Source organism: Amycolatopsis sp. NPDC003865 (assembly GCF_053605345.1).
In genome coordinates this window covers 43,646-69,663 of record NZ_JBSGJA010000033.1, presented here as the reverse complement: position 1 = coordinate 69,663, position 26,018 = coordinate 43,646, and the positions used below count along the sequence as shown (strand labels likewise).

General features: G+C 73.2%; 21 protein-coding genes. 16 read left to right on the top strand and 5 right to left on the bottom strand.

Features of this window, described 5'->3' with window-relative positions; genetic code table 11:
* Positions 1–688: 688 nt before the first annotated feature.
* Positions 689–1,648, bottom strand: a complete 960-nt coding sequence (locus ACWEVP_RS45980) for a LysR family transcriptional regulator (protein WP_452068920.1) — start codon at positions 1,646–1,648, stop codon at positions 689–691.
* Positions 1,649–1,737: 89 nt separating this feature from the next.
* On the opposite strand from ACWEVP_RS45980, the gene ACWEVP_RS45975 reads away from it, so the two are divergent.
* Positions 1,738–2,811 (top strand): tartrate dehydrogenase, encoded by a 1,074-nt coding sequence (locus ACWEVP_RS45975; RefSeq protein ID WP_452068919.1) that lies wholly within the window; start codon positions 1,738–1,740, stop codon positions 2,809–2,811.
* Between the two features lie 61 nt (positions 2,812–2,872).
* Here the strand turns inward: ACWEVP_RS45975 and ACWEVP_RS45970 are convergent, their stop codons facing one another.
* The gene (locus ACWEVP_RS45970; RefSeq protein WP_452068918.1) at positions 2,873–3,589 is read right to left on the bottom strand and encodes a GntR family transcriptional regulator; all 717 of its coding nucleotides are present in this window, start codon (positions 3,587–3,589) and stop codon (positions 2,873–2,875) included.
* A 95-nt stretch (positions 3,590–3,684) separates the two neighbouring features.
* Between ACWEVP_RS45970 and ACWEVP_RS45965 the strand changes: the two genes are divergently transcribed.
* The 4 genes from ACWEVP_RS45965 to ACWEVP_RS45950 are packed head-to-tail and all read left to right on the top strand — an operon-like array spanning position 3,685 to position 7,559.
* Complete coding sequence (locus ACWEVP_RS45965; protein WP_452068917.1) at positions 3,685–4,953, top strand: MFS transporter; 1,269 nt, start codon at positions 3,685–3,687, stop codon at positions 4,951–4,953.
* On the top strand, positions 4,950–5,888 hold the full coding sequence (locus tag ACWEVP_RS45960) for a phosphoglycerate dehydrogenase (protein WP_452068916.1): 939 nt from the start codon (positions 4,950–4,952) through the stop codon (positions 5,886–5,888). Before ACWEVP_RS45965 ends, ACWEVP_RS45960 begins: the two co-directional genes overlap by 4 nt.
* Before the next feature lie 5 nt (positions 5,889–5,893).
* Positions 5,894–7,252, top strand: a complete 1,359-nt coding sequence (locus ACWEVP_RS45955) for an acyclic terpene utilization AtuA family protein (RefSeq protein ID WP_452068915.1) — start codon at positions 5,894–5,896, stop codon at positions 7,250–7,252.
* Positions 7,245–7,559, top strand: a complete 315-nt coding sequence (locus tag ACWEVP_RS45950; RefSeq protein WP_452068914.1) for a DUF4387 domain-containing protein — start codon at positions 7,245–7,247, stop codon at positions 7,557–7,559. The genes ACWEVP_RS45955 and ACWEVP_RS45950 overlap by 8 nt, the downstream gene beginning before the upstream one ends.
* Position 7,560: 1 nt before the next feature.
* Here ACWEVP_RS45950 and ACWEVP_RS45945 read toward each other — a convergent pair whose 3' ends face one another.
* Positions 7,561–11,775: a Tc toxin subunit A-related protein gene (locus tag ACWEVP_RS45945; RefSeq protein ID WP_452068913.1), complete on the bottom strand. Its 4,215-nt coding sequence runs from the start codon at positions 11,773–11,775 to the stop codon at positions 7,561–7,563.
* Positions 11,776–12,127: 352 nt separating this feature from the next.
* Positions 12,128–12,289 carry a hypothetical protein gene (locus tag ACWEVP_RS45940; protein ID WP_452068912.1) on the bottom strand — a complete coding sequence of 54 codons (162 nt, stop codon included), beginning with the start codon at positions 12,287–12,289 and terminating at the stop codon, positions 12,128–12,130.
* Positions 12,290–12,602: 313 nt separating this feature from the next.
* Between ACWEVP_RS45940 and ACWEVP_RS45935 the strand changes: the two genes are divergently transcribed.
* From ACWEVP_RS45935 to ACWEVP_RS45910, 6 genes are all read left to right on the top strand, one after another.
* Positions 12,603–13,430 carry an endo alpha-1,4 polygalactosaminidase gene (locus ACWEVP_RS45935; RefSeq protein ID WP_452068911.1) on the top strand — a complete coding sequence of 276 codons (828 nt, stop codon included), beginning with the start codon at positions 12,603–12,605 and terminating at the stop codon, positions 13,428–13,430.
* Complete coding sequence (locus tag ACWEVP_RS45930; protein ID WP_452068910.1) at positions 13,430–14,695, top strand: ABC transporter substrate-binding protein; 1,266 nt, start codon at positions 13,430–13,432, stop codon at positions 14,693–14,695. The genes ACWEVP_RS45935 and ACWEVP_RS45930 overlap by 1 nt, the downstream gene beginning before the upstream one ends.
* Positions 14,696–14,704: 9 nt before the next feature.
* Positions 14,705–15,607 carry a carbohydrate ABC transporter permease gene (locus ACWEVP_RS45925; RefSeq protein WP_452068909.1) on the top strand — a complete coding sequence of 301 codons (903 nt, stop codon included), beginning with the start codon at positions 14,705–14,707 and terminating at the stop codon, positions 15,605–15,607.
* Positions 15,604–16,476: a carbohydrate ABC transporter permease gene (locus tag ACWEVP_RS45920; RefSeq protein ID WP_452068908.1), complete on the top strand. Its 873-nt coding sequence runs from the start codon at positions 15,604–15,606 to the stop codon at positions 16,474–16,476. The genes ACWEVP_RS45925 and ACWEVP_RS45920 overlap by 4 nt, the downstream gene beginning before the upstream one ends.
* Positions 16,477–16,507: 31 nt before the next feature.
* A complete protein-coding gene (gene melA / locus ACWEVP_RS45915) occupies positions 16,508–17,815 on the top strand; it encodes an alpha-galactosidase (protein WP_452068907.1) in 1,308 nt (435 codons plus the stop codon).
* Between the two features lie 143 nt (positions 17,816–17,958).
* Entirely contained in the window at positions 17,959–19,224 is a 1,266-nt protein-coding gene (locus tag ACWEVP_RS45910; RefSeq protein WP_452068906.1) for a serine/threonine-protein kinase, read from the top strand.
* A 4-nt stretch (positions 19,225–19,228) separates the two neighbouring features.
* Here the strand turns inward: ACWEVP_RS45910 and ACWEVP_RS45905 are convergent, their stop codons facing one another.
* A complete protein-coding gene (locus ACWEVP_RS45905) occupies positions 19,229–19,882 on the bottom strand; it encodes a TetR family transcriptional regulator (protein WP_452068905.1) in 654 nt (217 codons plus the stop codon).
* 93 nt (positions 19,883–19,975) lie between these two features.
* On the opposite strand from ACWEVP_RS45905, the gene ACWEVP_RS45900 reads away from it, so the two are divergent.
* From ACWEVP_RS45900 to ACWEVP_RS45880, 5 genes are all read left to right on the top strand, one after another.
* Positions 19,976–20,860 carry an SDR family NAD(P)-dependent oxidoreductase gene (locus tag ACWEVP_RS45900; protein ID WP_452068904.1) on the top strand — a complete coding sequence of 295 codons (885 nt, stop codon included), beginning with the start codon at positions 19,976–19,978 and terminating at the stop codon, positions 20,858–20,860.
* A 105-nt stretch (positions 20,861–20,965) separates the two neighbouring features.
* A complete protein-coding gene (locus ACWEVP_RS45895; RefSeq protein WP_452068903.1) occupies positions 20,966–21,697 on the top strand; it encodes a hypothetical protein in 732 nt (243 codons plus the stop codon).
* 267 nt (positions 21,698–21,964) lie between these two features.
* Positions 21,965–24,196, top strand: coding sequence for a hypothetical protein (locus ACWEVP_RS45890; protein WP_452068902.1), 2,232 nt, complete (start codon positions 21,965–21,967; stop codon positions 24,194–24,196).
* Positions 24,189–25,451 (top strand): hypothetical protein, encoded by a 1,263-nt coding sequence (locus tag ACWEVP_RS45885; protein ID WP_452068901.1) that lies wholly within the window; start codon positions 24,189–24,191, stop codon positions 25,449–25,451. The genes ACWEVP_RS45890 and ACWEVP_RS45885 overlap by 8 nt, the downstream gene beginning before the upstream one ends.
* Before the next feature lie 18 nt (positions 25,452–25,469).
* The gene (locus ACWEVP_RS45880; protein WP_452068900.1) at positions 25,470–26,009 is read left to right on the top strand and encodes a hypothetical protein; all 540 of its coding nucleotides are present in this window, start codon (positions 25,470–25,472) and stop codon (positions 26,007–26,009) included.
* Positions 26,010–26,018 lie beyond the last annotated feature (9 nt).

Sequence of the window (26,018 nt, the reverse complement as noted above, 5' to 3'; positions counted from 1 at the left end):
TCGCCCTGGTGATCGTGCCGTTCCTGATCGCGGCCTTCGTGATCTGCTACCTGGTGCCGGCCCGGACGCTCGAACTGTTCGCCTGGGGCATCAAGCCACCGCTCACGGCGATGCTGCTCGCCGCGGTCTACCTGGGCGGCGCGTTCTTCTTCGTCCGCGTGGCGACGGCGAAGCGCTGGTCGGAGGTCGCGCTCGGGTTCCCGCCGGTGGCCCTGTTCGCGTCCCTGCTCGGCGTCACGACGGTGCTGCACTGGGACCGCTTCACCCACGGCCACGTCTCGTTCGCCGCGTGGGCCGCGCTGTACTTCGCCGCGCCCGGCTTCGTCGTGGCGATCGCGGCCGCGAACGCCCGGGCGGCCCGCGGCGCGGTCGTCGTGCCGGATCCCCGGCTGCCCGCGCTCGTGCGGTTCGTGCTCGGCCTGACCGGAGTGGCCGAGCTGGTGGTGGCGGCCGGCCTGTTCGTCCTGCCGGGCGAGGTGGGCGCGGTGTGGCCGTGGGCGGTCACCCCGCTGACCGCGCGGACCTTGGCCGCGGTGTACGCCCTCGGCCTGGCCAACGTGCTCGTCGCGGCGGACGGCCGGGCGTCGCGGGTGCGCCTGCAGCTCGAGGTGCAGACGGTCATGCTCACCCTCATCGCGCTCGCGCTCGTCCTGCGCCGCGGGGACTTCGCCGCCGGCCCGGGTGCCGCCTACGGTTTCGCGGCCGTCGTGGCCGCCGAACTGGCGGTGGTCGTCGCCGGCCTGGCCGGGATCTCCCGGAGCCGCTCCGGCAGGCGCGCGGCCAGGTGGTCGACCAGCCCGGCGACCCGGCGGGGCACGTGGACGTCTTCGGAGAGAAGCGCGTAGATGTCCGCGGGCGGGGTCGGCACCCCGGGCAGCACCCGCACCAGCTCGCCACTGTCCACATAGGAGCGAATCTGCCACTCCGAGCGCATCGCGATGCCGTGCCCCGCCAGCGCCCACCCGGTCACGACGTCGCCGTCGTCGCCCGCCAGGCGGCCGCGCACGCGCACCTGGCGCGGGTGGGCCGCGGAGCCGAACCGCCACACGGCGAAGTCGCCTTCGTTCTCCCGCAGCACGATGCAGTCGTGGCCGGCCAGGTCCTCGAGCCGCTCCGGCGTGCCGCGGCGCTCCAGGTAGGACGGTGCCGCGCACGGCACCCGGCGGTTGCGCGCCAGCCGCCGCATCCGCAACGCCGAGTCCGGCGGCACGCCGACGTGCACGGCCAGGTCGAACTCGCGCCGGTGCGGCCGCAGCGGCAGCGCCGACGTGTGGAGCCGGACGCGCACCCGAGGGTGCCGCGCGGCGAACTCGCCGACGAGCGGCGCCACGTGCGCGCGGCCGAACCCGGGGGTCGTCCGCACGACGACCGAGCCGCGCAGGTCGCCGGCGCGGTGGCTGACGAGGTCGTCCAGTGCGCGGACCTGGTCGAGGATTTCCGCGACGCGCGCGGCGTACAGCTCGCCCTCGGACGTCAGCGCGAGCCGGCGTGTGCCGCGATTGACCAGGCGCACGTCGAGCCGGCGTTCCAGGGCCTTGAGCCGCTTGCTCACCACGGGCAGGGACACGTCCAGCTCGCGGGCGGCCGCGGTGAGCGTCTCGCTGACCGCCACCACGTGGAAGAAGGCGAGGTCGTCCAGTCTTTCCATGAGGGAAAGGATAGGTTGCCGCCGCCGGTCTTGCCCGGCCCGCGGACCACCGGCCACAGTGGAGGTTCCCCACTGGCGAGGAGCTTGCCTTGACCCACCGTTACCGCATCGCGGTCATCCCCGGCGACGGCATCGGCCGCGAGGTCGTCCCGGAAGGCCTGCGTTGCCTGCGGGCCGCCGCCGACCGCCACGGCTTCGCCCTCGACACCACCGAGTTCGGGTTCGCCTCCGCGGACTACTGGCTGGCGCACGGCGGAATGCTGCCGCCGGACTGGCGTGCGCGGCTCGCCGGGTTCGACGCGATCTTCTTCGGCGCGGTGGGGTGGCCGGCGGTGGTGCCCGACCACGTTTCGCTGTGGGGCAGCCTGCTCGAGATCCGCCGCGGCTTCGACCAGTACGTCAACCTCCGGCCGGTCCGGCTGCTGCGCGGCGTGCGTGCACCGCTGCGCGGTCACGAGCCGGGCGACATCGACTTCCTGGTCGTCCGGGAGAACACCGAGGGCGAGTACTCGAGCGTGGGCGGCCGCGTTTTCGAAGGCACCGAACGGGAAACGGTGCTGCAGGAGACGGTGATGACCCGCGTCGGCGTCGACCGCGTGCTGCGGTACGCCTTCGAGCTGGCCCGCACCCGCCGCCGGCGCCTGACGTGGGCGACCAAGAGCAACGGGATCTCGATCTCGATGCCGTACTGGGACGAGCGCGCGGTCGCGATGGCGGCGGACTACCCCGACGTGACCGCGGACAAGGACCACATCGACATCCTGGCCGCGAAGTTCGTGCTCGGCCCCGAAAAGTACGACGTCGTCGTGGCGAGCAACCTCTTCGGCGACATCCTGTCCGACCTCGGCCCGGCCTGCACCGGCACGATCGGCATCGCCCCGAGCGCGAACATCAACCCGGACCGCGCGTGGCCGAGCCTGTTCGAGCCGGTCCACGGCTCGGCGCCCGACATCGCGGGGCGCGGCGTCGCGAACCCGATCGGCCAGATCTGGAGCGGCGCGCTGATGCTCGAGCACCTGGGCGAGCCGGCCGCGGCGGCGGACGTGGTGGCGGCGATCGAGGACGTGGTGGCCGGGCGGTCGGAGGTGCGGACCCCGGACCTGGGTGGGCCGGGGACGACCGAGGGGCTGGGCCGGGCCATCGCCGCGCGGATCGCCGCCTGAGCAGCGAGGCGCGGCCCCGGGTACCGGGCGGATCGCCGCCTGACCGGAGAACCGCCCTCGCCTAGCCGGCCGCCGGTGCCGGGGCGGCCAGCAGGTCGCCGAGGCCGCCCCGCGCGTCCTCCAGCACCAGGGCCTCGGCCGCCGCCGAGTCGCCCGCCCGCAGCGCGTGGACCAGGCGGCGGTGGGTCGTGTAGCGGTCCAAGCCGAACTTCTCGTCCACGCCGACCCGCTCCAGTACCCGCGAGCGCCGCTCCGGGGAGGAGAACACGCGCGTCTGGTCGAGCAGCCGCACCAGCACCGGGTTGCCCGCGCACGACTCGACGACCCCGTTGAACCGCTGCATCGCGTCGAAGAGCCGGCCGGCGTGCTTGGTCACCTCCTGCCCGGACTCGTGCCGCTGCTTGATGAGGATCAGCAGGTCGTCGGCCTCGTCGAGGATCGCGTCGAGCTGGTCCAGCTGCTCGGGCGTCGCGTGCCGCGCGGCGAAGCGGGCCACCATCCCGCGCAGGCCGACCTCGACCTCCGCCAGGTCCTGGACGGCGACGCCGCCGAACATCGCGACCTTCACCGTCCGCGGCCCGGCGCGCTCGAGGAGGCCGTCCTGCTCCAGGCGCCGGATGGCTTCGCGCACCGGTGTCGGGCTGACCGACAGCCGCTCGGCGAACCCGCGCTCGGTGACCTTCTGGCCCGGGCGCAGCTCCCCCGTGGTGATCGCGTCGCGGAGGGCGCGGTACACGCGATCGGCCAGCGTGTCGGTCTGCAGTGCTTCGCCCATCATGCCGGACAGCCTACTGCAAAACTCATATGCAACTATTGACCATCTTGCTATAGCAAAAGTACGGTGGCCGCCACGACCAACGGAAGGGGCCGACGATGACGTTGACCACCCCGCGCGTCCGGACCGGGCGCATCACGTTCTTCGTGGCCCTGGCGGTCTTCGCCCAGGAGTCGACGTGGAACCTGTACGACTCTCAGGTGCCGCCGCTGCTGCGCGAGCACCTCGGCAGCGCCGCGCTCATCGGCGCGCTGATGGGGATGGACAACCTGCTCGGCATCTTCGTCCAGCCGTGGATGGGCAACCGCTCGGACGGCACCCGGACGGCGTGGGGCCGGCGTATCCCGTACCTCGTCGTCGGCATGCCGATCGCGGCGCTGCTGTTCGTGCTCATCCCGCACGCCGCGGCGTCGCTGCCGCTGCTGATCCTGACCATGTTCGGCTACGCGCTGGTCGCGAACTCGTTCAAGCCGATCGCCGAGTCGCTGCTGCCGGACTTCATCGCCCCCGAACGGCGCAGCCGGGCCAACGCGGCGGTCAAGATCGCCTCCAGCATCACGGTGATCGTCGCCGCGCTGATCAGCCTCTTCCTCGTCGACGACTTCCCGAAGCTGTCCTTCGCCATCCCCGCCGTGCTGATGGTGGGGTCGGTGGCCGTGCTCGCCTGGAAGGTGCGGGACAGCCGGTCGCCGGCCTACCAGGCCGCGCTCGAGGAGGACCGGGCCGAAGCCGGCGAGGGTTCGCCGCGGGTGCGGATGCGCGACGTCCTGCTCGACATCGTGCGCGACGCCGACCGCAGCCGGCTGCTGGTCATCGCCGCCGTCTTCGCCTTCGGCGGCGCGTGGTTCGCCTCGCGGTCGCTGATCACCAACTACGGCATGGAAACCCTGGGGATGTCCCGCGGTGACGCGGGCGGGCTGACGCTGCCCAGCGGGCTGGCCTTCCTCGTGGCCGCCTACCCGGTCGCCCTGCTCGCCGAGCGCTTCGGGCGGCTGCGGGTGATCCTCGCCGGGATGGCGGTGTTCGCCGCCGCGATGGTGCTGGGCACCGCGGTCTCCACGCCCACCGGCGTCGTCGTGGCGATGTGCGTGGCCGCCGCCGGCGCGGCGGCGTTCATGGTCAACACCGCGGTCGTGCTGTGGAACCTCGCCCCGTCGGCGCGGGTGCTCGGCACCTACTCCGGTCTCTACACCGTCGGCTGGTCGGCCGGCGGGTTCGCCGGGCCGGCGCTGGTCGGCGGCATGGTCGACGTGACCGGGTGGCGGTTCATGCTGCTCGACGTCGGCGTCGTCACCGCGGTCGCGGTGCTGCTCGTCGCCCGCGTCGCCGTGCTGCGGCGCCGCCGCGCCGACGGGCGTGCCCGGTGACCCGCGTCCTGATCACCACCGACTACCTGCGTCCCGGCGACGAGGTCGACGAGTACCTGCGTTCCGCCGGCCTGGAGACCGTGTACTCGCCGAAGACCGGCCGGCGCGACGCGGACGACCTGGTCGCGGCGCTGGCCGGGATCGACGCCGCCCTGGTGGCCAACGAGCCGTTCACGGCCGGCGTGCTGGCCCGCGCGCCCAGGCTGCGCGTCCTCGTCCGGACCGGGGTCGGCTACGACTCCATCGACGTCGAAGCCGCGGCCCGGCACGGCATCAGCGTGAGCAATTTGCCCGGCGTCAACGCGAACGCCGTGGCCGAGTACACGATGGGCCTGCTGCTCGCGGGCGCCCGGCGGCTCGTGCAGTCCGCCGCCGGGGTGGCGGCCGGTGGCTGGCCGCGCGCGGAGGGACGTGAGCTGCGCGGATCGACCCTCGGGCTCATCGGTTACGGCGCTTCGGCACGGGCTGTCGTCCCGCTGGCGCGGGCGTTCGGGATGACCGTCGTCTGCACTTCCCGCCTGCGCGGCCCGGACGTCCGGTTCGTCGAGCTGCCCGAACTGCTGTCCACTTCGGACCACGTGTCCGTCCACACGGCACTGACCGGGCGGACCCGGGGCCTGCTGGACGCGGTGGCGTTCAAGCAGATGAAGCCGACGGCGCTGCTGGTCAACACCGCTCGCGGCGCGATCGTCGACGAGGACGCGCTCGTCGCGGCCGTCCGGACCGGGGAGATCGCCGGGGCGGCCCTCGACGTCGTCGGCGAAGAACCGCTGCCCGCCGACAGCCCGCTGCGGCAGGTGGCCGGGATCGTCGTGTACTCGCACCTGGCCGGGCAGACCGCCGAAGCACGCCGGGCCGCCGGTCTGCGCGGCGCCGAAGAACTGGTCGCGGCCCTCGACGGCCGGGCCCGGCACATCGTGAACCGAGAGGAATGAGGACCATGGACAGAGTGCGGGTGCTGGCGCCGAGCGGCATGCTCGGCGCCGGCTGGGACCACGCGACGGTCGAGCGCGGCATCGCCCTCGGCGCCGACGTCATCAGCATCGACGGCGGCTCCACCGACTCCGGCCCCTACTACCTCGGCGCCGCGACGGCGAAGACGACCGCCAAAGCCGTGGCTCGCGACCTGCGCAGCCTGTTCACGGCCGCGGCGGGCGCCGGGATCCCGGTCATCGTGGGCTCGTGCGGGACGAGCGGCACCGACACCGGAGTCGACTGGGTCGCCGGGATCGCCGCCGAAGTGCTCGCGGAGGAGGGCCTGGACCTGGAGGTCGCGCGGATCTACAGCGAGCAGGACGCCACCGGCCTGAAGGAGTACCTGGACCGCATCCACCCGTTGCCGCCCTTGGGAGAACTCGACGCCGGGACCCTCGAAAGCTGCACCCACATCGTCGGCGCCATGGGGCACGAGCCGATCGTCGAGGCGCTGCGCGCGGGCGCCCAGGTCGTGCTCGCCGGCCGCGCGACCGACACGGCGGTCGCGGCGGCCTACCCGCTCATGATGGGCATGCCCGCCGGCCCGACGTGGCACGCCGCCAAGATCATCGAATGCGGCGGCCAGTGCACCAGCAACCCACGCGCCGGCGGGGTCCTGGCCACCATCGACGCCGACGGCTTCACGATCGAGCCGCTCGACCCCACCGCGGCGTGCACCCCGATCTCGGTGGCCGCGCACATGCTCTACGAGACCGCGGACCCGTTCGAAATGCGCGAACCCGACGGAACCCTCGACGTCCGCGAAGCGGAGTACACCGCCGTGGACGACCGGATCGTGCGGGTGACGGGGTCGAAGTTCCACGTCGCCGCCCAGCACACGATCAAGCTGGAAGGCGCGCGGATCACCGGGTACGAGACGATGTCGTTCTCGGCGATCCGCGACCCCCTGGTGCTGGCCGACATCGACGAATGGGCGTCGCTGATGCGCACGGTGATCACCCAGCGCGTGCACCAGACTCTGGGCCTGGCAGCCGACGAGTACGCCTTCGACCTGCGGCTGTACGGCCACAACGCGGTGCTGGGCGAGCTGGAACCCGAGACCGGCCCGCCGCGCGAGGTGGGCGTGATGCTGCTGGTCAACGGGCCGGACCAGGCGACCGCGACGGCGGTGGCGAAGGTGGCCAACCCGCTGATGCTGCACCTGCCGACACCGTCGATGGACTACCTGCCGAGCTTCGCGTTCCCGTCGTCACCCGCGGAGGTCGAGCGCGGCGCGGCCTACGAGTTCGTGCTCAACCACGTCGTCGACTGCGCGCCGCTGGAGCTGTTCCGCATCGAGACCGGGGGGAAGACCCGTGCCTGAAACGACGTTGGCGGACCTGGCCCACGAGGTCCGGTCGAAGAACGCGGGCCCGTTCTGGGTCACGATGGAGCTGTTCATGCGCGACGCGGACGGCTACCGCGTCGCGGCCGACGAGGAGTTCCTGAACGAGCGGGTGGTCGCCGCGCTGTACCGGGTCGAGGAGAGCACGATCCGGATCTTCCGGATCCCGTCGCTCAACGTCGTGAAGATCTCCTTCCCCCGCCCGGTCGGCCAGGGCTCGCTGCGGGACCGCGACATGCACGCGGGCCAGCACCACGTTCCCCTCGCGCGGCTGGTGGTGCCGTGAGCTACTCGGGGTCGGCGGTGTACTCGACCCCGACGACGAGGTCCCGCAGGTTCGCCAGATCGGCGCCCGGGTCCGGGGTGAGGGTGAACCGCCACGGCTGTTCGACCGGCTCCCCGAGGACGGCGTTGAGGGGCTGGTCCGGCGTCGGGCTGCCGGGCAGGCGGAGGGGCTCGCCGTTGGAGAGCGCGGTGCCGGCGTCGAAGGTGAACGCCGCGGTCGCGCCGGCGAGGTCCAGCGTGCCGGCGACCGTCGGGCCGGTGCCGCCCGGCAGCGCGAGCAGGACGTTGGCGATCCGGCGGTTCGCTTCCCCGGCGGGGTAGGGGACCTTGGCGAGGTCGATTTCGAGCTGCCCGCCGCCGCCGGCCTTGACGGCGGCCAGCGCGTCCGGGGCGAACCGGGCCGCGGAGATCAGCAGGAGCCGGCGCGGCGCGGGAGCCGCCGGGTTGAGGCGGAGAGCGTCGGAGAAGCGGGCGAGCCCGTCGATCCGGAGGACGACGTCGGTGATCGTGTCCCACGCGGTCGCGCCGGCGGCGCGGTCGAGGTGCAGCGTCCAGCCGGTGTCGAGGCCGATGCCTTCGAACGGGCCGAGGACGTCGTGGCCCTCGGGGGCCGGCGTGCCGCTTTCGGAGACGGCGATCGCGTCGGGGAACCGCAGCAGCGGGCGCGTGGCGAGGGTTTCGTCCGTGCTGACCTGGGAAACGCCGTGGTTGACCAGGGTGCCGCGGACGCGACGGCCGGCGGTGAGCATCCGGACCTCGACGGCGACGCTTCGCACGCGGTGCCCGAAGGTGCCGGGGAAGAACGCGCGGGCCGAAGCTTCCGTGGTGGCGAAGGAACATTGCCCGTGCGCCTTCAGCGCGCCGAAGGCGAGCGGGAACTCTTCGGCCAGCGACACCGCGCAGCGGTAGGGGACCAGCGCGCGTTCCCCCGCGACGCGGGTGGCCTCGAGCTCGGCGAGGTCGCCTTGGAGCTGGTCGGCGCCGGTGACGCCGGCGAGGTCGCGGGCCAGGTAGTCCATCCGGATCACGCGCAGCCGCCGGTCCTGCTCGAACGCGAGCGCGCGTTCGGCGAGCCAGCCCGCCCAGGCGCCGAGGTCGAGGTAACGGCGCAGGACCCGGCGCAGCACCTGCGTGACGGCGGTCCAGAACTCGGCGTTGAGCAGGCGCAGGGTGCCGAAGGCGAGGAGGTCGCCGGCCAGCCGGATGTCGGCGTCGGCGACGGTGGCCTGCAGCCGGGCGATGGTCACCTCGCGCTGCTTGGCGTCGACGTTGCCCCGCGCCAGGGGCAATGCGACGTCCTGGAGGCGTTTCAGCTCACCGGCGCGCCCGGCGTAGGCGGCCGCCATGCCGGACATGCTGGTGTAGCCGGCGTAGTAGAACGCGCCGAAGCCGGCCAGCACCGACGCGCCCGCGCCGAGCCCGAGCAGGCCGGACGCGGACGAATCCCCGAGCCCGGCTTCGGCGGCGAAGCCTTCGCCGATGCCCTTCGTCGCGAAGCCAGGCAGCCCGGTGAACGTCTTGACCAGACCCGAACCGAAGTCGGACAGCTGGCCGAAGAAGCTGTCGTGATCGGCGATCTCGGCCTTCTTCGCCGCGATCTGCGCTTCGACGTCGGCGACCTGCTGCTGGGCGACCTGCACCTGGTAGGCCGCGATCTGCGCCTGCTCCCCGGCGATCGCCTTCTGCGCGGTGGCCTTGGCGAGCAGGTTCGAGGTGCGCAGCCGTTCGACCGCCAGGTCTTCGAGGTGCGCGGTGGCGGCGAGGAAGTCGCGCTCGGCGGCCTTGGCCAGCGCGGCGAACCGGTCCGCGGCGTCCTTGAGGGTGCGGTAGCGCTGCACCGGGACGGTGTCCTCGGTGGCGCCGAAGTAGTTCAGCCCGGCCTCGATCCGGGTGAAGCCGAGCCGGGCCCGCCCGGCCTGCGCGACGACGGCCGGGTTCGCCGACGTGCTGGTGTAGCCGCCCAGCAGCACGAGGACGTCGGCCTGCCAGGCGGGGCTGACGCGCGGATCGTCGCCGTGCAGCCACAGCACGGCCTTGTAGAGCTCACGCGCCCGCGCCGTGCTCGCCGGGTCGTCGGCGCGGAACAGCGCGTCGGCCCATTCGAGCAGCACGCTTCCCAGGCGCAGCAGCACGAACCGGCGGTCGACGCGGTGCAGCAGCCCGGCGATCTTCGGCGGGCGCAGCCGGCTGTAGTCGTCGTAGAGGCTGCCGTACGGGACGGCGTCGGGTGAGCCGATGTCGGGCTGCACGATCTGCGGTGAGTCCGAGCGGTCGAGGGTGAACGGCAGCGGCCCGTCGGTGTACAGCGAGGGCACCCCGGCGTTCTGCAGGGCTTGGTACCCGGCGGGGTCGTCCTGGCCGGCCGCGCCGACGGCGACGCCGCTCAGGCCTTCGAGGCACTTCGCGGCCTCGGTGAAGCGGCCGACGGCGAGCAGGGCGTCCGATCGCCACACCCACGCGAAGTACATCGCGTGGAGCACCAGGGCGGCGGTCATCCGCTTGACCGTCCAGTCGCCCGGGAACGGGAAGTCGTACGGTGTCTCGCTCACGTACGACGACCCGGAGCCGAGGTAGCGTTCGAAGGCCGCCAGCTGTGGCTTCGTGGTGACGGGCAGGCGTTTGCGGGCCTGCAGCGGCGGATCCACCGGGTAGCCGGCTTTCTGCTGCTCGTTCACCAGCTCGAGAGCGCGCTTGGTCGTCGTGTCGAGCAGGTTCAGCGCTTGCGGGTATTCGCTCTGCAGCAGCAGCTTCTCGATCTTCGCGATGTCGGCGAACACCGCGATCGCCTTGACCTGCCAGGCTTTCGCGGGCCCTTCGGCGGGCGTGGTCGAGGCCAGGTCGCCGGCCCGCAGGCAGCGGCCCATCGAGAAGACGTTCTCGGGGTGGAAGGGCGCGGTCGCGGCCAGCCACTCCTCGTACTCCAGGAAGAACGGCGCCCGGCCGCGCTGGACGTCCGGGATGATGGTGCGGTTGCGCACGTCCGGCGGGGTGTGGAAGGGATCCGGCTGCGACTGGAAGCTGTCCCGGAAGAACCCCAGCAGCGTGGCGACGTTCTCGGCGACCGGGCTGCTTGTCACCTGGTCGGCGCGGGCGAGGTCGAGCCGGAAGCGCAGGCCCAGTTCTCTCGCGGTGACACCGGAAAGCCCGACGAGCTTGTCCAGGTAGGACCGTGCGTCGAGGTCGCCGCGGTCGGGCAGCGACCCGGCGGGCAGGCCGTAGCCGGTCGGCGCGGGCTCGGTGAGGATGCGCGTCACGACGCCGATCACGAGCTCGTTGGCCGGGCGCGCTGTCGTGTCGCGGGTGGTGAAGTCCTGGTGGAAGCGGGCGGTCAGCTGAGCGCGGGCCTGCGCGGCGGTCAACGGCTTCTCACCGCCTTGCTGGAGCCAGTAGTCGTCGTAGGCGCACAGCTTCGTCCACACCGTGAGGAGGTAGTCGCGGTAGCCGACGAGCGGGAGCAGCGCGCCGGTCCGCGGGCCGTCGAGGAGGTGGCCGGTGGTGAAGCGGTCGGCGTACCGGTTGAGGACGTCGGCCAGCCCGGTCTGGCCCAGCGCGCCGAAGTCGATCGGCCAGTCCACTTGGGACAGATCGGCGAAGCTGTCGAGCCGGGTGCGCAGTTCGCGCAGCGCCTGCCGGACCGGTTCGGCGTCCGCGCGGTCGCCCAAGCCGGCTTCGTAGGCGGCGAAGTCGTGAGCGAGCGTGTGCCACGGCGGAAGCGGCCCGAACTGGCTCAGTGTGCCGGACGGGTCGAGGAAGGCGGCCTCGAGTTCGGTGACGGCGCGGACGCGGACGGCCTGGTCGGGTACCACCGCGGGATCGCGGACGAGGGCGAGCAGTTCGTCGACGCGGCCTTCGCCGTCGCGGGCCAGCGCGGCCCAGTCGACGTCGGCGGCGGGGACGTCGATGGTGAGAGCCAGGAATTCACCCAGGCGGGTGGTGCCCAGATCCTGGGGTTCTCGGTCGCCGAGCGCACCGAGGACGGTCACCGGCTCGCCTTCGCCGCAGGTGACAACCCGCACGACCCAGTCGGCGACCTCTTCGGCCGGGAGGAGGGAGAACCGCCCGCCGGCATCGCTCAGTCCGGCCGCGACGTCGTGTGTGCAGGAGTTCTCCAGTCGCAGCTGGACGGTGAGCCGAACCCCGGCGACGGGCTCACCCCGCCCCCGGTCGACGACGACGCCGGTGGCCAGGCTGGGTCGGGACTCGGTCTGCTCGGGCATGGCGTCCTCCTGGGTGTCCGGCGTTTCGCCAGCACTCAAGAGCGGGCCGTCCGCCGCCAGATACCTCCCGCCGGCGGGCGCGCGGCCCGGGGCGATCGGGGGAGTGCCGCTTGCCGGAGCGGGCGGGCTTTCCGGGCCGATCTGGGTGAGAGCGATCGCCGGTGCCCGGTCTCCGGGCGGTGGTCATCTTGCGGGTTCGGGCGGAGCGGGGCACTTCGGGGGCGTCGGCGCGCGGTGGTCATGCGCGGCTTTCCGGTCCGCGGGCGGCGGTCAGCCTTGCGGGCCGGAGCCTGGCGGGCCCCGGAGCGATCGGCCCGCGGGCGACCGCCGCCTCCCGGTCTCCGGACCGCCGTCAGCCTTGCGGGCCGGGTTCGGGCGGAGCAGGCCGGTCCCGGTTGAGGTGCTCGTCGATGGCGCGCTGGTGGGCGAGGATGCGGTTGTGCAGGTCGCGGAGCGCGAGTTCGTCCGCGGCCGGGCGGACCTGTGGGGCGGGGTCCTCCCTGTCGTCCGCCACCGGTGCCTCCCGCGAGCTCGGCCGTCGTCCGCGGCCCAAGACTTGCGGTGCACAATACTTGTAGGGGCGAACCGTCGCGCCGGGAGGCGTCCGGGCGCGCGATTGTGTCCATTAAGGGCAGGAATCAAGCACTATCGAGCACTTGACATGCCCGGTCCTGCTCGCTTTACTGCTGGACACGTCGGAACGGACGCCCGACGCCAGAGGTACGCCCAGCCGGTATGTCGGCCGCCGCCGCGAGCCCGGACTGAGTCGCCAGGACCTGCTCGTGGTCCGAGGCGGGGTCGTGCCCACCACCATCCGGAGTTCGAGGATGCCCCTTCCCCGCGTTCAGTTCGTCACCGGAGCCGCCCTCGCCGCCGTGGTCCTGGCCGGCACCGCCTGCGCCGCCGACGCGACCCCGTCGACCCCGGCGGCCGCGCCGGAGACGACGGCCGCCGTCACCCCACCGCCGGTCAAAGCCGGCTTCGACTACCAGATCGGCGGGGCCTACACCCCGGCGAGCGACGTCAAGGTCGTCAGCCGCGACCACACCGCCCAGCCCGCCAAGGGCCTCTACAACATCTGCTACGTCAACGCTTTCCAGGCGCAGCCCGGCGCCGAGAGCGAGTGGGGCGACCTCCTGCTCCGCGACGGCAACGGCAACGTCGTCATCGACGAGGACTGGGACGAAGCCCTCCTGGACCTGCGCACCGCCGACAAGCGCACCCGCGTGGCGGCCAAGGTCGACGCCTGGGTCGACGACTGCGCGGCCAAGGGCTACCAGGCGATCGAGCCCGACAACTACGACAGCTTCACGCGCTCGCGGGGTCTCCTCTCCGACAGCGACGCCCAGGCCTACATCCGCCTGCTGTCCGCCCACGCCCACCAGAAGGGCCTGGCGATCGCGCAGAAGAACACCTCCGAACTGGCCGGGAACCGCCAGGCGAACGGGCTCGACTTCGCCATCGCCGAAGAGTGCGGCCAGCAGAAGAACTGCGGGGAGTTCACGCCCGCGTTCGGCGACCACGTGATCGTCATCGAGTACACCGACAGCGGGCTCAAGACCGCCTGCAGCCGGTGGAGCTCCCTGAGCATCGTGCGCCGCGACCTCGACGTCGTCCCGAAGGGCGAAGCCGGCTACGTCCGCAAGACCTGCTGATGGACCGGCGGGGATTCCTCCGCGGCGCCGCCGGGCTGACGCTCGGCGCCGCCGTGGCGGGCTGCGGACCGGCCCGGAGCACCGGCGGCCCGGTCACCGTCGAGGTCTGGCACGGCCAGACCGACACCGGCAAGAAGGTCCTCGACGCGCTCGTCGCGGACTTCCACCGGACCCACCCCGGGATCCGGATCGACCTCGGCGGCGGGGTCCTCGCCGACGCGATGCTGCAGAAGGTCACCGCGGCGCTCGCGTCGGGCTCCTACCCGGACATCGCCTACGTCTTCGGTTCCGACCTCGCGAGCGTGGCGCGCAGCCCGCAGGTCGTCGACGTCACCGATCTCGTCGACGCCGGTCCCGGCTTCTGGGCCCCGGCCCGGGAGGCGGTCACCGTCAACGGCCGCGTGCGCGCGGTCCCGGCGCTGCTCGACTCCCTGGCCGTGGTGTGCAACAAGGCGCTGTTCGACAAGGCCGGGATCCCGCTGCCCGCGGCCGGGTGGACGTGGGCGGATTTCGTGGCCACGGCGAAGGAACTCACCGACCCGGCCGACGGCACGTTCGGCACCGCGTGGCCCGCCACCGGTGACGAGGACACCGTCTGGCGGATCTGGCCGATGGTGTGGGACCTCGGCGGCGACGTGATCGGCGCGGGCGGCCGCGGCATCGGGTTCGCCGACCAGGGCGTGCGCGCCCTGGAGGTCGTCCGCGACCTCGCCGCGGCGAAATCCGTCTACCTCGACCCGAAAACCGGCAGCGAGCAGATGTACCAGGCGTTCGAGGCCGGCCACATCGGCATGGTCCCGACCGGTCCGTGGCAGCTGCCCGACATCACCGACGCCGGGATCGACTACGCGGTCGTGCCGCTGCCGAGCTTCAGCGGCCGCCCCGTGACCATCTCCGGCCCGGACACCTGGACGCTGTTCGACAACGGTGCCGAACGCGTCCAGGCGGCGCGCACCTTCCTGTCGTGGCTGGCGGACCCGGCCCAGGACGTCCGCTGGGACGACGGTGCGGGCAGCCTCCCGCTGAGCCCGCAGACCAAGGACCTGCCCGCGTGGCAGGAGAAAACCGCCGGAACGCCGGGGCTGCCGGTGTTCGTCGACGCGCTGGCCGGTGCGCGCGTCCGGCCGGTGCACCCGGCCTACCCGCAGGTGTCGGCGGCCCTCGGCACCGCGATCGTCGCCGTGCTGCTCGGGCAGGCGACCCCGGCCGACGCCGTGGGCGACTGCGCCGCGGCCGCGAACGCCGCCCTGATCATCCCACGCTAGGGAGCCGCCATGCCCGGACTGCCGAGTCCCCTCACCGTGCCGAGACGCCACCGCGAAACCGCGGCCGCGTGGACCTACGTCTCGCCCGCCGTGCTCATCATCCTCGGCCTCGGCGTGGTGCCCGTGGCCTGGTCGCTGCTGCTGTCCTTCCAGGCCGACGACCTCGTCACGCCGAGCCGGTTCGTCGGGCTCGACAACTACGCCGCGCTCGCCCAGGACCCGCACTTCGCCCAGGCCGTGGGCAACACCGTGCTCTACACGGTGCTCTACGTCCCGCTGAGCATCCTGTTCGGCTTCCTGCTGGCGCAGGCGCTGAACCGGCGCATCCGGCTGATCGGGGTGTACCGGACGCTCGTGTTCGTCCCGTTCGTGCTGTCGGCGACCGCGCAGGGCGTGCTGTTCTCCTTCATCCTCGACCCGCAGTTCGGCGCGGCGAACTCGCTGCTGCACCACCTCGGCGTGTCGCCGCAGGGCTTCCTGACCGACCCGGCGCAGGCGCTGCTCGTGCTCGTCGGCATCACGCTGTGGAGCGGCACCGGTTTCTGCGTCGTGGTGTACCTGGCCGCGCTGCAGGACGTCCCGCCGTCGCTGGTCGAGGCCGCGCGGCTGGACGGCGCGGGCACCTGGCGCGTGCTGCGGCACGTGACGCTGCCCGCGGTCACGCCGGTGACGGCGTTCCTGGTGCTGTGGCAGCTGATCACGTCGCTGCAGGTGTTCGACCTCGTCTACGTGACGACCAAGGGCGGCCCGCTCGGCTCGACGACGGTGATCGTCTACTTCGTCTGGGAGCAGGCGTTCAAGAACTTCACCGCGGGCTACGGCGCGGCTTCGGCCTACGTCCTGGCGCTGGCCCTGCTGGTGGTCGTGGCCGCCGTGCGCCTGGCGCGCCGGCCGCGGAAGGCACTGCGGTGACCGCCCGGATCGACAGCGTGCCCGCGCCGCGCACGCTGCCCGCGCTGCGCCGCCCCCGGCTGCCGTTCAGCGCCTGGCACCTGCTCCTCCTCCCGCTGGCATTGGTGTTCGCCGCGCCGCTGGTGTGGCTGCTGCTCAGCTCGGTGATGAGCAACGCCGAGATCAACCGGTTCCCGCCCGCGCTGTGGCCGTCCCATGTGGACTTCGCGGGCTACCGGTACGTCCTCGAGAACGCGCTTTTCGTGCGCTGGATCGGCAACTCGCTGATCGTGTCGGCGGTGACCGTCGTGTCGAACCTGCTGTTCGGCGCGCTCGGCGGGTACGCGTTCGCGCGGATGCGCTTCGCCGGCTCGCGGGCGCTGCTGGCCCTGATGGTCGCGACGATGGCGATCCCGTTCCAGCTCACCATGATCCCGACGTTCCTGGTGATGAAGCGGCTCGGCCTGATCGACAGCCTGGGCGCGCTCATCGTGCCGTCGCTGGTCACGCCGTTCGCGGTGTTCCTGCTGCGCCAGTTCTTCCTGTCCCTGCCCCGGGAGCTCGAAGAGGCCGCGTGGATCGACGGCTGCTCGCGCCTGCGCGTGCTCTTCACGATCGTGCTGCCGCTCTCGCGCCCGGCGTTGACCACGGTGGCCGTGCTGACGTTCTTGAGCACCTGGAACGACCTGACCTGGCCGCTGATCGCGCTCAACCACGACACGACCTACACGCTGCAGCTGGGGCTCACCACGTTCCAGGGCCAGCACCACACGAACTGGGCCGCGGTGATGGCGGGCAACGTCATCACGGTCCTGCCGGTGCTGCTCGCGTTCCTCGGCGCGCAGAAGACGTTCATCCAGTCCATCACCTCCAGCGGGCTCAAGGCCTGACCCCGCACCTCGAACCACCGGATCGGATCCCATGACCGCCAAGATCACCTTCGTCGGCGCCGGCAGCGTCGTGTTCACCCAGGGCCTGCTCGCCGACCTGTTCGCCTACCCCGAGCTGGACGGCCTCCACGTCGCCCTGCACGACATCGACCCCGGCCGGCTCGCGACCGCGCTCGCCGCGGCCCGCCGGATCGCCGCCGCGCGCGGGGTCGAGCCGGTGCTCACCGCCCACGAAGATCGGCGGGAAGCCCTGGCGGGCGCGGACTTCGTGGTCAACATCGTCCAGATCGGGATGGGGGAGTCGACGCGGACCGACTTCGAAGTCCCGGCGCGGTACGGCCTGCGCCAGACCATCGGCGACACCCTCGGCATCGGCGGGATCTTCCGCGCCCTGCGGACGTTCCCGTTCCTGGCGGAGCTGGGCCGCGACATCGCCGCGGTCTGCCCGGACGCCTGGCTGCTCAACTACACGAACCCGATGGCGATGAACGTCCAGTACCTGACCGAAGCGACCGGGCTGACCCGGGTCGTCGGGCTCTGCCATTCGGTGTACTGGACCGTGCACGGGCTCGCCGAGCTGGCCGGGGTGCCGTTCGAGGAGGTCACCTACGTCGCCGCCGGCGTCAACCACCAGGCGTGGGTGCTGCGGTTCGAGCACCGGGGGACCGACCTGTACCCGCGGCTGGCCGAGCTCGCCGAGACCGACGGCCAGCTGCGCCGGCGCGTCCGGTTCGACATGTTCCGGCGGCTCGGGTACTACCCGACGGAGACCAGCGAGCACTCCGCGGAGTACGTCCCCTGGTACCTCGGGCACGAGAGCGAAGTCGAGCGGCTGCGGCTGCCGATCGGCGCCTACCTCGGCATCGTGGCGGAGAACGAAGCCGAGTACGAGAAGACCCGCCGCGCCATCGCGGCCGACGAGCCGCTGCCCGTCGAAGGCACGAACGAGTACGCGCCGCAGATCGTCCACAGCCTGGTCACCGGCACGCCGCGGACGCTCTACGGCAACGTCGTCAACCGCGGGCTGATCGAGAACCTGCCGTCGGGCGGGGTGGTCGAGGTGCCGTGCCTGGCCGACGGCACCGGCGTCCGGCCGACCCGGATCGGCGCGCTGCCGCCGCAGCTCGCCGCGCTCAACCGGACGTACCTGAGCGTCAACGACCTGGTCGTGCGTGCGGCCGTCGAGGACGACCCGCGCCACATCCGCCACGCCGCGATGACCGACCCGGCCACGGCGGCGGCGCTGCCGGTCGAGCGGATCTGGGAGCTGTGCGACGATCTGGTCCGCGCGCACGGCGACCGGCTCCAGCCGGGCCTGCGCGCCCTGCTGGGCCGCTGACCCGGCAAGATCCTCCGCGGCGCGGGTGAAGCGGCGCCACCGCCCGGCCGGGCGTAAAGTGCTTCCCGGTTCAACCAGCAGCCGTCGTCCAGCGCCGCGCCTCGCGCCCGGCGTTCGCCCTCAGCCTGCGGAGGTCGCCGCTTATGCTCGGTGAGCACCACGGCGACAGCACCCCGACGTCTCCCCGGTTCTCCCTCGACGTGACCGGCGTGCGGCCGTGGTGGGCCCGCGACGAACCGCCGGAGGTGATCGCCGGGCGCTACGAGGTCGGCGGCCTGATCGGCACCGGCGGTACCGCCCGCGTGTACCAGGCCTTCGACCGGCGGCTGCGCCGCGACGTCGCGGTCAAGGTGTACGACCGCGGCGCGGTGGCTGTCGAGCGGCTGCGCCGGGCGCGGGAGAAGACGATCCAGGCCAGCATCGACCACCCCCGCGTGGTCGCCCTGTTCGACAGCGGCACCGACGGCGACCGGGCGTACCTGGTGATGCAGCTGGTGCACGGGGAGAACCTCGCGCAGCGCCTGCTCGCCGGGCCGCTGCCGGCCGGCGAGGTGACCGAGCTGGCGGGTCAGCTGGCCGACGCGCTGGCCCACGTCCACGACCGGCGGATCGTGCACCGCGACCTCAAGCCCGCCAACGTCCTGCTCGGCGGCGACGGCCCGCTCATCTCCGACTTCGGCATCGCGCACGAGCTGGAGTCGACGCACGTGACCGGCTCCGGCCTGGTGACCGGCACGGCCGCGTACCTGGCCCCGGAGCAGGTGGCCGGCGAGCGGGTCGGCCCGGCGGCGGACGTCTACGCGCTCGGCCTGATCCTGCTGGAGTGCCTGACCGCGGAGCGCGAGTACCCCGGCACCCCGGCCGAGTCGGCGACGGCGCGGCTGAACCGGTCTCCCCGCGTGCCGGCGGGCGTACCCGCACCGCTGGCCCGCGTGCTGGAGCGGATGACGGCGAGGGAGCCCGAGGCGCGGCCCACCGCCGGCGAAGTGGCGCGGCTGCTGCGGGAGCCGGACGCGCCGATCCTGGCCCCGGTCCCCGCGCGGCGCCGCCGCCGGCTGGCGGCCGCGGGCGGGCTCGCGACGGCGGCCGCGGCGGTGGTGCTCGGCGTGCTGCTGACCCGCCCGGACGCGGCGGACCCCGACGCCGGCCAGGATCCGGGCGCGGGTTCGGTCACGCCGGGCAGCCGGGTGCAGCCGCCGCCTTCGGCGATGGCGACGCTCCCGGCCTCGACGGTGGTGATGGGGTCGCCGCAGGGCGGGTCCTCGGTGACGTCGGAGCCGGTGGCCGAGCCGCCGCCCGCGCCCGCCACGTCCGGTGCCGCGCACAGCGCGAACGCCGAGAGCGGGAAGGCGCGGGGCAAGACGCGGGGGAACGGTCCGGTGAAGGGCAAGGGCCAGACCGGCCCCTGACCTCTCACGCCTCCCGCGTCACGCCGAGGGCGACCGCGCGCAGCAACGTCGTCAGCTGCTCGCGGAAGCGCAGTGCGCTGTGCGCCCACCGCGGTACCTCGTCGTAGAGCCGGCGCAGGGTCGGCGTCGGCCGGGACAGCTGGTAGAGGTACGCCGCGCAGCTCATCGCCGCCGTCAGGATCGTGCGCGCGCCTTCCGCGTCCAGCCCCTCGCCGGCCTCGGCCAGCGCGGCCGTCATCGCGTCGAACGACTCCGAGGCCGCCGTCTTGTACCGGCGCGCCCGCTCCAGCCGGACCGCGCCCTCCAGGCTCAGGCCGACGTGCGTCTGCAGGTCGCAGAACAGGGGGAGCGCGTCGAGGGACCCGGCGACGACGTCGGCGATCTCCACCGCGGTCAGGCGCCGGCCGGCCAGACCGGCCAGCAGGCGCTCGCGCCATTCGGGCCACTCCCGCTCGGCCAGTTCGAGCAGCAGCTCTTCGCGGGATTCGAAGTAGCGCCGCAGCGCCGACGGGTGCAGGCCGACGCGGTTGGTCACCTCGGTGAGCGTGACCTCGCGCACGCCGAGATCGGCCGCCAGCTCGCGCGCGGCGGTCAGCAGGGCCTCCTTGCGAGCCTCTTTGTCCTGGTCGGAGCGGGCGCGCTGGCGGGGGTGGGACACCCTCCCAGGATAACGCAAGCGCTTTGACTTAACTGCCGGCCCCGCGTACGGTCGATTTAACGCAAAGACATTGCGTTAACTGAGGAGCGTCCCATGAGTTCAGTGTTTTTCGTGACCGGCTCGTCGCGCGGGCTCGGCAGGCAGATCGCCGAGCGGGCCCTCGCCGCCGGGCACCGCGTCGTCGCCACCGCCCGGGACCCGCGGGCGGTGGCCGACCTCGCCGGCCGCTACGGCGACCGCGTCCACGTCGAGCGGCTCGACGTCACCGACGCGGCGGCCGCCGAAGCCGCGATCGCCGCCGGGGTCGCCGCGTTCGGCCGGATCGACGTCGTGGTCAACAACGCCGGCCAGGGCGACCGGGTCGCCCTGGAGGACACGACCCTCGACGTCTTCCGCCGGCAGATCGAGACCAACTTCCTCGGCACGGTGTACGTCACCAAAGCCGCGGTTCCGGTGCTGCGCCGGCAGGGCGGCGGCCGGATCATCCAGGTCTCGTCCGTCGGCGGCCGCGTCGGCAGCCCCGGGATGACGGCCTACCAGTCGGCGAAGTGGGCCGTCGGCGGGTTCAGCGAGGCCCTTTCCGCCGAGGTCGCCCCGCTGGGCATCAAGATCACGGTGCTCGAGCCGGGCGGGATGCGCACGGACTGGGGCGGCGCGTCGATGACCACGCCGCCGATCAGCGAGCCGTACGAGGCGACAGTCGGTGCTTCGGCCCGCGCGATGGCGGACTTCGAGAAGCACGCGAACAGCGACCCCGCGAAGGTCGCCGACCTGGTGCTCACGGTCGCGGCCCTCGACGAGCCGCCGCTGCGCCTGCTGGCGGGCAGCGACGCCTACGAGTACGGCCGGGAGGCGTGGCGGCACCGCGTCGACACGGATGCGAAGTGGGCCCACCTGAGCGCCTCCACCGACGACGCCGAAACCGGCGACGCGTGGCGCCGCCAGCGCGGCAAGAGCCTGCCCGACGTGCGCGCCTGAGAAACACCGACGGGTGGTCGGACGTTCCGGACGGCGGTTTCGTGGGTAGCCCAGTGGTGTGAGGCTGAGCAGGCCCTGCCTGCGGGACCAGTGAGAGGTGAGCACATGACCCAGGGCGATGCTCCGGTCGGACGATCCGTGAAGACGGCGGCGGCCGGCGTACGAGACCTCGCGGCCGAGGCGGCGCGGGTGGGTGCGGCCGCGGCCGCACGCGCGGTGGAGATCACCGACCGCAAGCTGTCCGAAGGCGCCGACGAGCTCGCGAAGGTGGGCCGGACGGCGACCAAGGACTTCGACAAGAGCACCCGGTCCTCGCGCCGGGACGTGCGCAAGCACTCGGTCGCGGCCCGCGACGAGGTGCTGAGCCGCGCGGTGAAGCTGCGCGACCCGGGCCGCAAGGCGGCCCAGGCGCTGGCGACCGTCGCGGGGTCGGCGAACGAGTCGAACCGCAAGCGCCGCAAGGCGGTGGCCACGGCCAAGCGCGACCTGGCGGTGGCGCTGCAGGAAGCCAAGAGCGTGGCGCGCGGGGAACGCGGCCGCCGGGCCCGCTGGCCGTGGTTCCTGGCGCTGGGCGCGCTGGCGGCGGCGATCGTGGCCGTGACGCAGGTGAAGCGGTCGAACCCGCTGGCGGAGGAGACCCCCGCCCCGGCTCCGGCGGCCCCCGTGGGTGAGCAGCCCCCGGTGCCGGCGGACAAGACGGTGACCCCGGCGGACCAGGCGGTCCCGCCGAACCCGGCGAAGCCGGCACCGCCGAAGCCGGCCACGGCCAAGCCCGTCAACGGGAGCAATGGCCAGGCGGCCGCGGCCAAGGGCAAGAGCGAGCCCAAGGCCCGCTGAGCCGGGCGAGAAAGCCGGGGCGTCGCCTGAACGGGCGGCGCCCCGGCTTTCGCATGTCGTGATCCGCAGCTGTCCGGGACCCGCTCGGAACTTCCCGACCGGTCCGCTTTTCCGCCCGGGTGGCGGAAAAGCCAATGGTGACCACCGGAGCGGGCGTGCCACGCTGAACGCACATCGTCCGTCCAGACAGGACGCACGCGGAGTTCCCGCGGTGGCGAACTCGTCGCGCCGGCCCGGAGCTGGGGCGGTCAGCTGTGGAGGTTCCCGATGAGCGTGCCCGTGCTCGGCCCGTACGGCGAAGAAGTGACCACCGAGATGGGCGCGACCTCGCCGTTCGCGCCGGTGAGCCTGGCGAACGTGGCCGAGCCGGCGACGGCGCCGCGACCCGGGCAGGTGCTGCATTCCCCGTTCGCGGAGGCCGCGGTCGCCGCGGGCGACGGCGACCGCGCCGCCGAGGCGACCGACGCCCTGCTCGCCGAGCTCGAAGACCCCGCCTTCACCGAGGCGCTCGAGGCGCTGGCGGACGAGGCCGCCGCCCGGCACCTCAAGTCGGTCGGCACCTGGTCGAACGACTCGGAGGCGCCGGCGCTCGCCACCGCCGACACCACCCAGTGGCTGGAGCAGCTGGCCGGCGAGGCCGACCGGATGCTGGGCGCGCTGGAGGCGTACTTCGGCGACCGCCCGGCGGACTCGCTGCAGGAGGGCGAGATCGAGGCGGCCACCGGGATCGACGGGTTCGTCGACCCGGCGGATGTGCAGCAGCTGTTCTTCGGCAAGTTGCTGGACAAGGCGAAGAAGCTCGCGAAGGGCGCGGTCAAGCTCGCCAAGAAAGGCCTTTCCGTCGTCGGGAACCTCGCGCTGGGACCGTTGTTCGGCAAGCTGCGGCTGCTCGTCAAACCGTTGCTGGGCAAGGTGCTCGACACCGCCATCGGCAAGCTGCCCGAATCGTTGCGCCCGCTGGCCACCCAGCTCGCCGCCAAGCTCCGGGGTGAGACCGGCAGCCACGAGGAGGAACTCGCGGAGTCCTTCGACCGCAGCCTCGCCGAGCTGGCGACCGCACCCGACGACACGACCGCCGCGCACCTGGTGGCCGAGCTGCAGCCGGCGGGTGAGGACCCGTACGGGCCTTCGCCCGCGCACGAACTGGACTCCGCCCGCGCCCGGCTGGCCCGCGAACTGACCGAGGCCGACCCCGGCGTCGCGCCCGTCGCGCAGCTCGAGCAGTTCATCCCCGTGGTGATGGCGGCGATGCCGTTGATCCGCATGGGCGTCCGGCTGATCGGCCGTGACCGGATCGTCGACGGGATCGCCAAGCCGCTCTCGCAGCTGATCGCGAGCATGGTCGGCCAGGACGCGGCGAACCTGCTGTCCCGGCACATCGCGAGCGCCGGGCTGGGGCTGCTCGGCCTGGAGGCCGGCGGCGGCGACCCGGCCCTGGGTGGCGAGGCCCTCGCCGCGGCGGCCGAGGACACCGTGCGGAAGGTGCTGACGCTGCCGCCGGAGTCGCTGGAGAACGAGCTGCTGCTGGAAACCGAGATCCAGGACGCGTTCGCCGAGGCAGCCGCCCGCCACCTCCCCGCGACCGTGCTCCGTCCCGAACTGGCCGAACCGGGCGCCGACGGCGAGCACGGCGTGTGGCTGATGATGCCGCGCGCCACCCGGCCGTGCTTCCGCTACAAGAAGTACAGCCGGGTCATCCCGGTGCGGATCACCCGGCCGATGGCCCGCGCGGTGCTGCTGTCCGGTGGGGACTCGCTGGAACGGCGGCTGCTCGAGGACGGCACCGAGACCTGGCCCGTCGAGGGCGAAGTGGAGCTGTACGAGCTCCTGCCCGGCGGCGGGCTCGGGCACATCTCCGCGTTCGAGTCGCCCGACGGGCCGGTCGCCGCGGCCGAGGAGTTCGAGGAGCTCACCGAATCCGCCGCGACGGTGCTGGCCGGCAATCCGCGCCTGGCCCACGTCGGGCACCACGGCGCGCCGGGCAGGCACCGCCGTCCGGGCAGCCGCTACTTCCGCTTCCGCCACCGCGGGCGTCCGGTGCACCGCAGGCACTTCCTCGGGGTCCTGTTCGACCTCACCGCACCACAACCGGTGCTCCGGCTGAACCTCGTGCTGGGCGAGCGGGACACCCACGAGCTCGCCGCGCACCTGCAACGACGGCACTTCGTCCAGGTGGTCGCGATCGTCCGCCGGCTGCTCGGCCCCGCCGCGCTGCGGGCGGTCGAACGCAGGCTGACCAAGCTGATGGCCAAGCACGGCATCACCGTGGAGGCGGGGGCCGCGGCCCGGCTCGCCCAGCGCCTCGTCGACGGCGTGCTGCGCGCGGTGTCGGACCAGCTGCCCGCCGCCGCGGCCGCGCTCGCCAAGGCCGCCCAGGATCCGGCGCCGGGAGCCACCTTGACGTTCACGTTCGGGTTCGCCGACCGGGCGGCGCTCGCCGCGGGCACCCCGGCGAGCGACCCGGCCGTCGCGATCAGACCGGGGCGCCACCGTGACTGAGGCGGTGGACCGGCAGACGGAGGCGGAGCTGGCCCATTGGCAGCTCGCGGTCGAGGCGCTCGCCGACCTCGACACGGTGGCCGCGCCCGAGGCGTGGCAGGCACTGGAGGACTACCTGCAGCGCCGGGTCCGCGACCGGCTGTCCGAGCTGGTCGCCGTGCTGGTGGGCGAAGGCAGGGCGGCCCGCCGCATGCTCGGCCACGGCGGCGACCCCGGCGCGGTGCGGCAGGCGGTGCTGAAGCTGCGCACCCGGTACCTGCAGGTGGAGACGATCCTCGACTTCTACGGCCACGCGGTGAACAGCCGCACCAATCCGGCACTGCGGGCGGTGCTGCGCGGTTACGACACGCTCGCGGGCGACAGCATGGCCGCGGTCCTGACCCGGCTCGGCATCGAGCCGCCCCCGGCCCTGGTGTACCTGGACCACGGGCTGGGCGCGTCGATCCTGCGGGCCGGCATCCGGCTGTGGGACCACAGCCACCCCTCGCCGGCCGCGGCGATCAAGCTGACCCGGCACAACCTGGCCTACCCGACCGCGCTGCTGCACGAGACCGGCCACCAGGTCGCCCACCTGACCGGCTGGACCACCGAACTCGCGGACGCGCTGGCGGCCCGGCTCGCGCCGCGCTCGGCCGAGCTGGCGCAGGCCTGGCGGGACTGGGCCGGGGAAATCGCCGGCGACGTCCACGCCTTCGTCCAGGCGGGGTGGGCGCCGGTCGCCGCGCTGGCCAACGTCGTCGACGGTCCCACGCCGGCGGTGTACCGGGACCGGTTCGGCGATCCGCACCCGTTCCCGTTCCTGCGGGTGCTGTTCAACGTCGAACTGTGCCGCCGCTGGTTCGGGGCCGGACCGTGGGACGACCTCGCGGCGGCGTGGCAGCACCGGCATCCGGTCGACCGCGCCTCCGGGGACACGGGGGCGCTGGCCCGGGCGAGCCTCCCGGTGCTGGGCGACGTCGTCGACGTGTGCACCCGGCTGCCGATGGCGGCGTTCGGCGGGGAACCGCTTTCGGCACTGCTCGACCCGCGCCGGGTGTCGCCGGCGGCGCTGGACGCGCTGGCCCGGCAGGCCGGCCCGTCGCTGCTCACCTCGGCCTACCTGAGGCGGCGCGAGCCGTTGCGGATCCTCGCCCTCCTGTCCACGCGCGCGGTGCTCGCTCCCGAAGCCGCGGCGGACCACCAGGCGGCCCTGCTGTCCTGGGTCACCTCCGTCGGTGCGGACGCCGCACCGGCCGCCCCCCACTGTGCAGCCTGACCGGAACGAGGAAACGCCATGACCAACCCGAAGACCACCGAGTCCCGCGCCGTCGCCGGCCGCACGAAACAGGTCGCCGAAGTGGAACCGAAGAGCGACCGCGACGCGATGCTGGCGCAGCTGGTCTCGCTCACCAAGTCGATCGGCGAACTGGCCAAGCAGGCGAACGGCGCACCCGGCGTCCAGGTGACGGCCACGCCGGACGACGATCCCGTGCTGCGGCAGCAGGACCGGGTCCGGTTCGCCTACAACTTCCTCGGTTTCGTGCTGGGCAGGCGCGCGCCGAGCGTGTTCCAGCTGACCACGGTGGAAGTTCACCGCGACACCCGCACCCTCACCTTCACCGGTCTCGGCGCGGCGACGGCGGCGAGGATCCGCGCGGCCGACAACCGCTCCCAGTTCCTGGAAGGGCTGGTGGACGGCAGGCCCGTGGTCATCGACGAAGGCAAGGACGCCATCCGGTACGACCAGCGGATCGACTCGATCGTCACGTTCACCTCCAAGGGCGGGGTACCGGTCGCGATCGGCCCGTGCCAGGACCCGGTACCGGGCGAATGACCCCCTAGA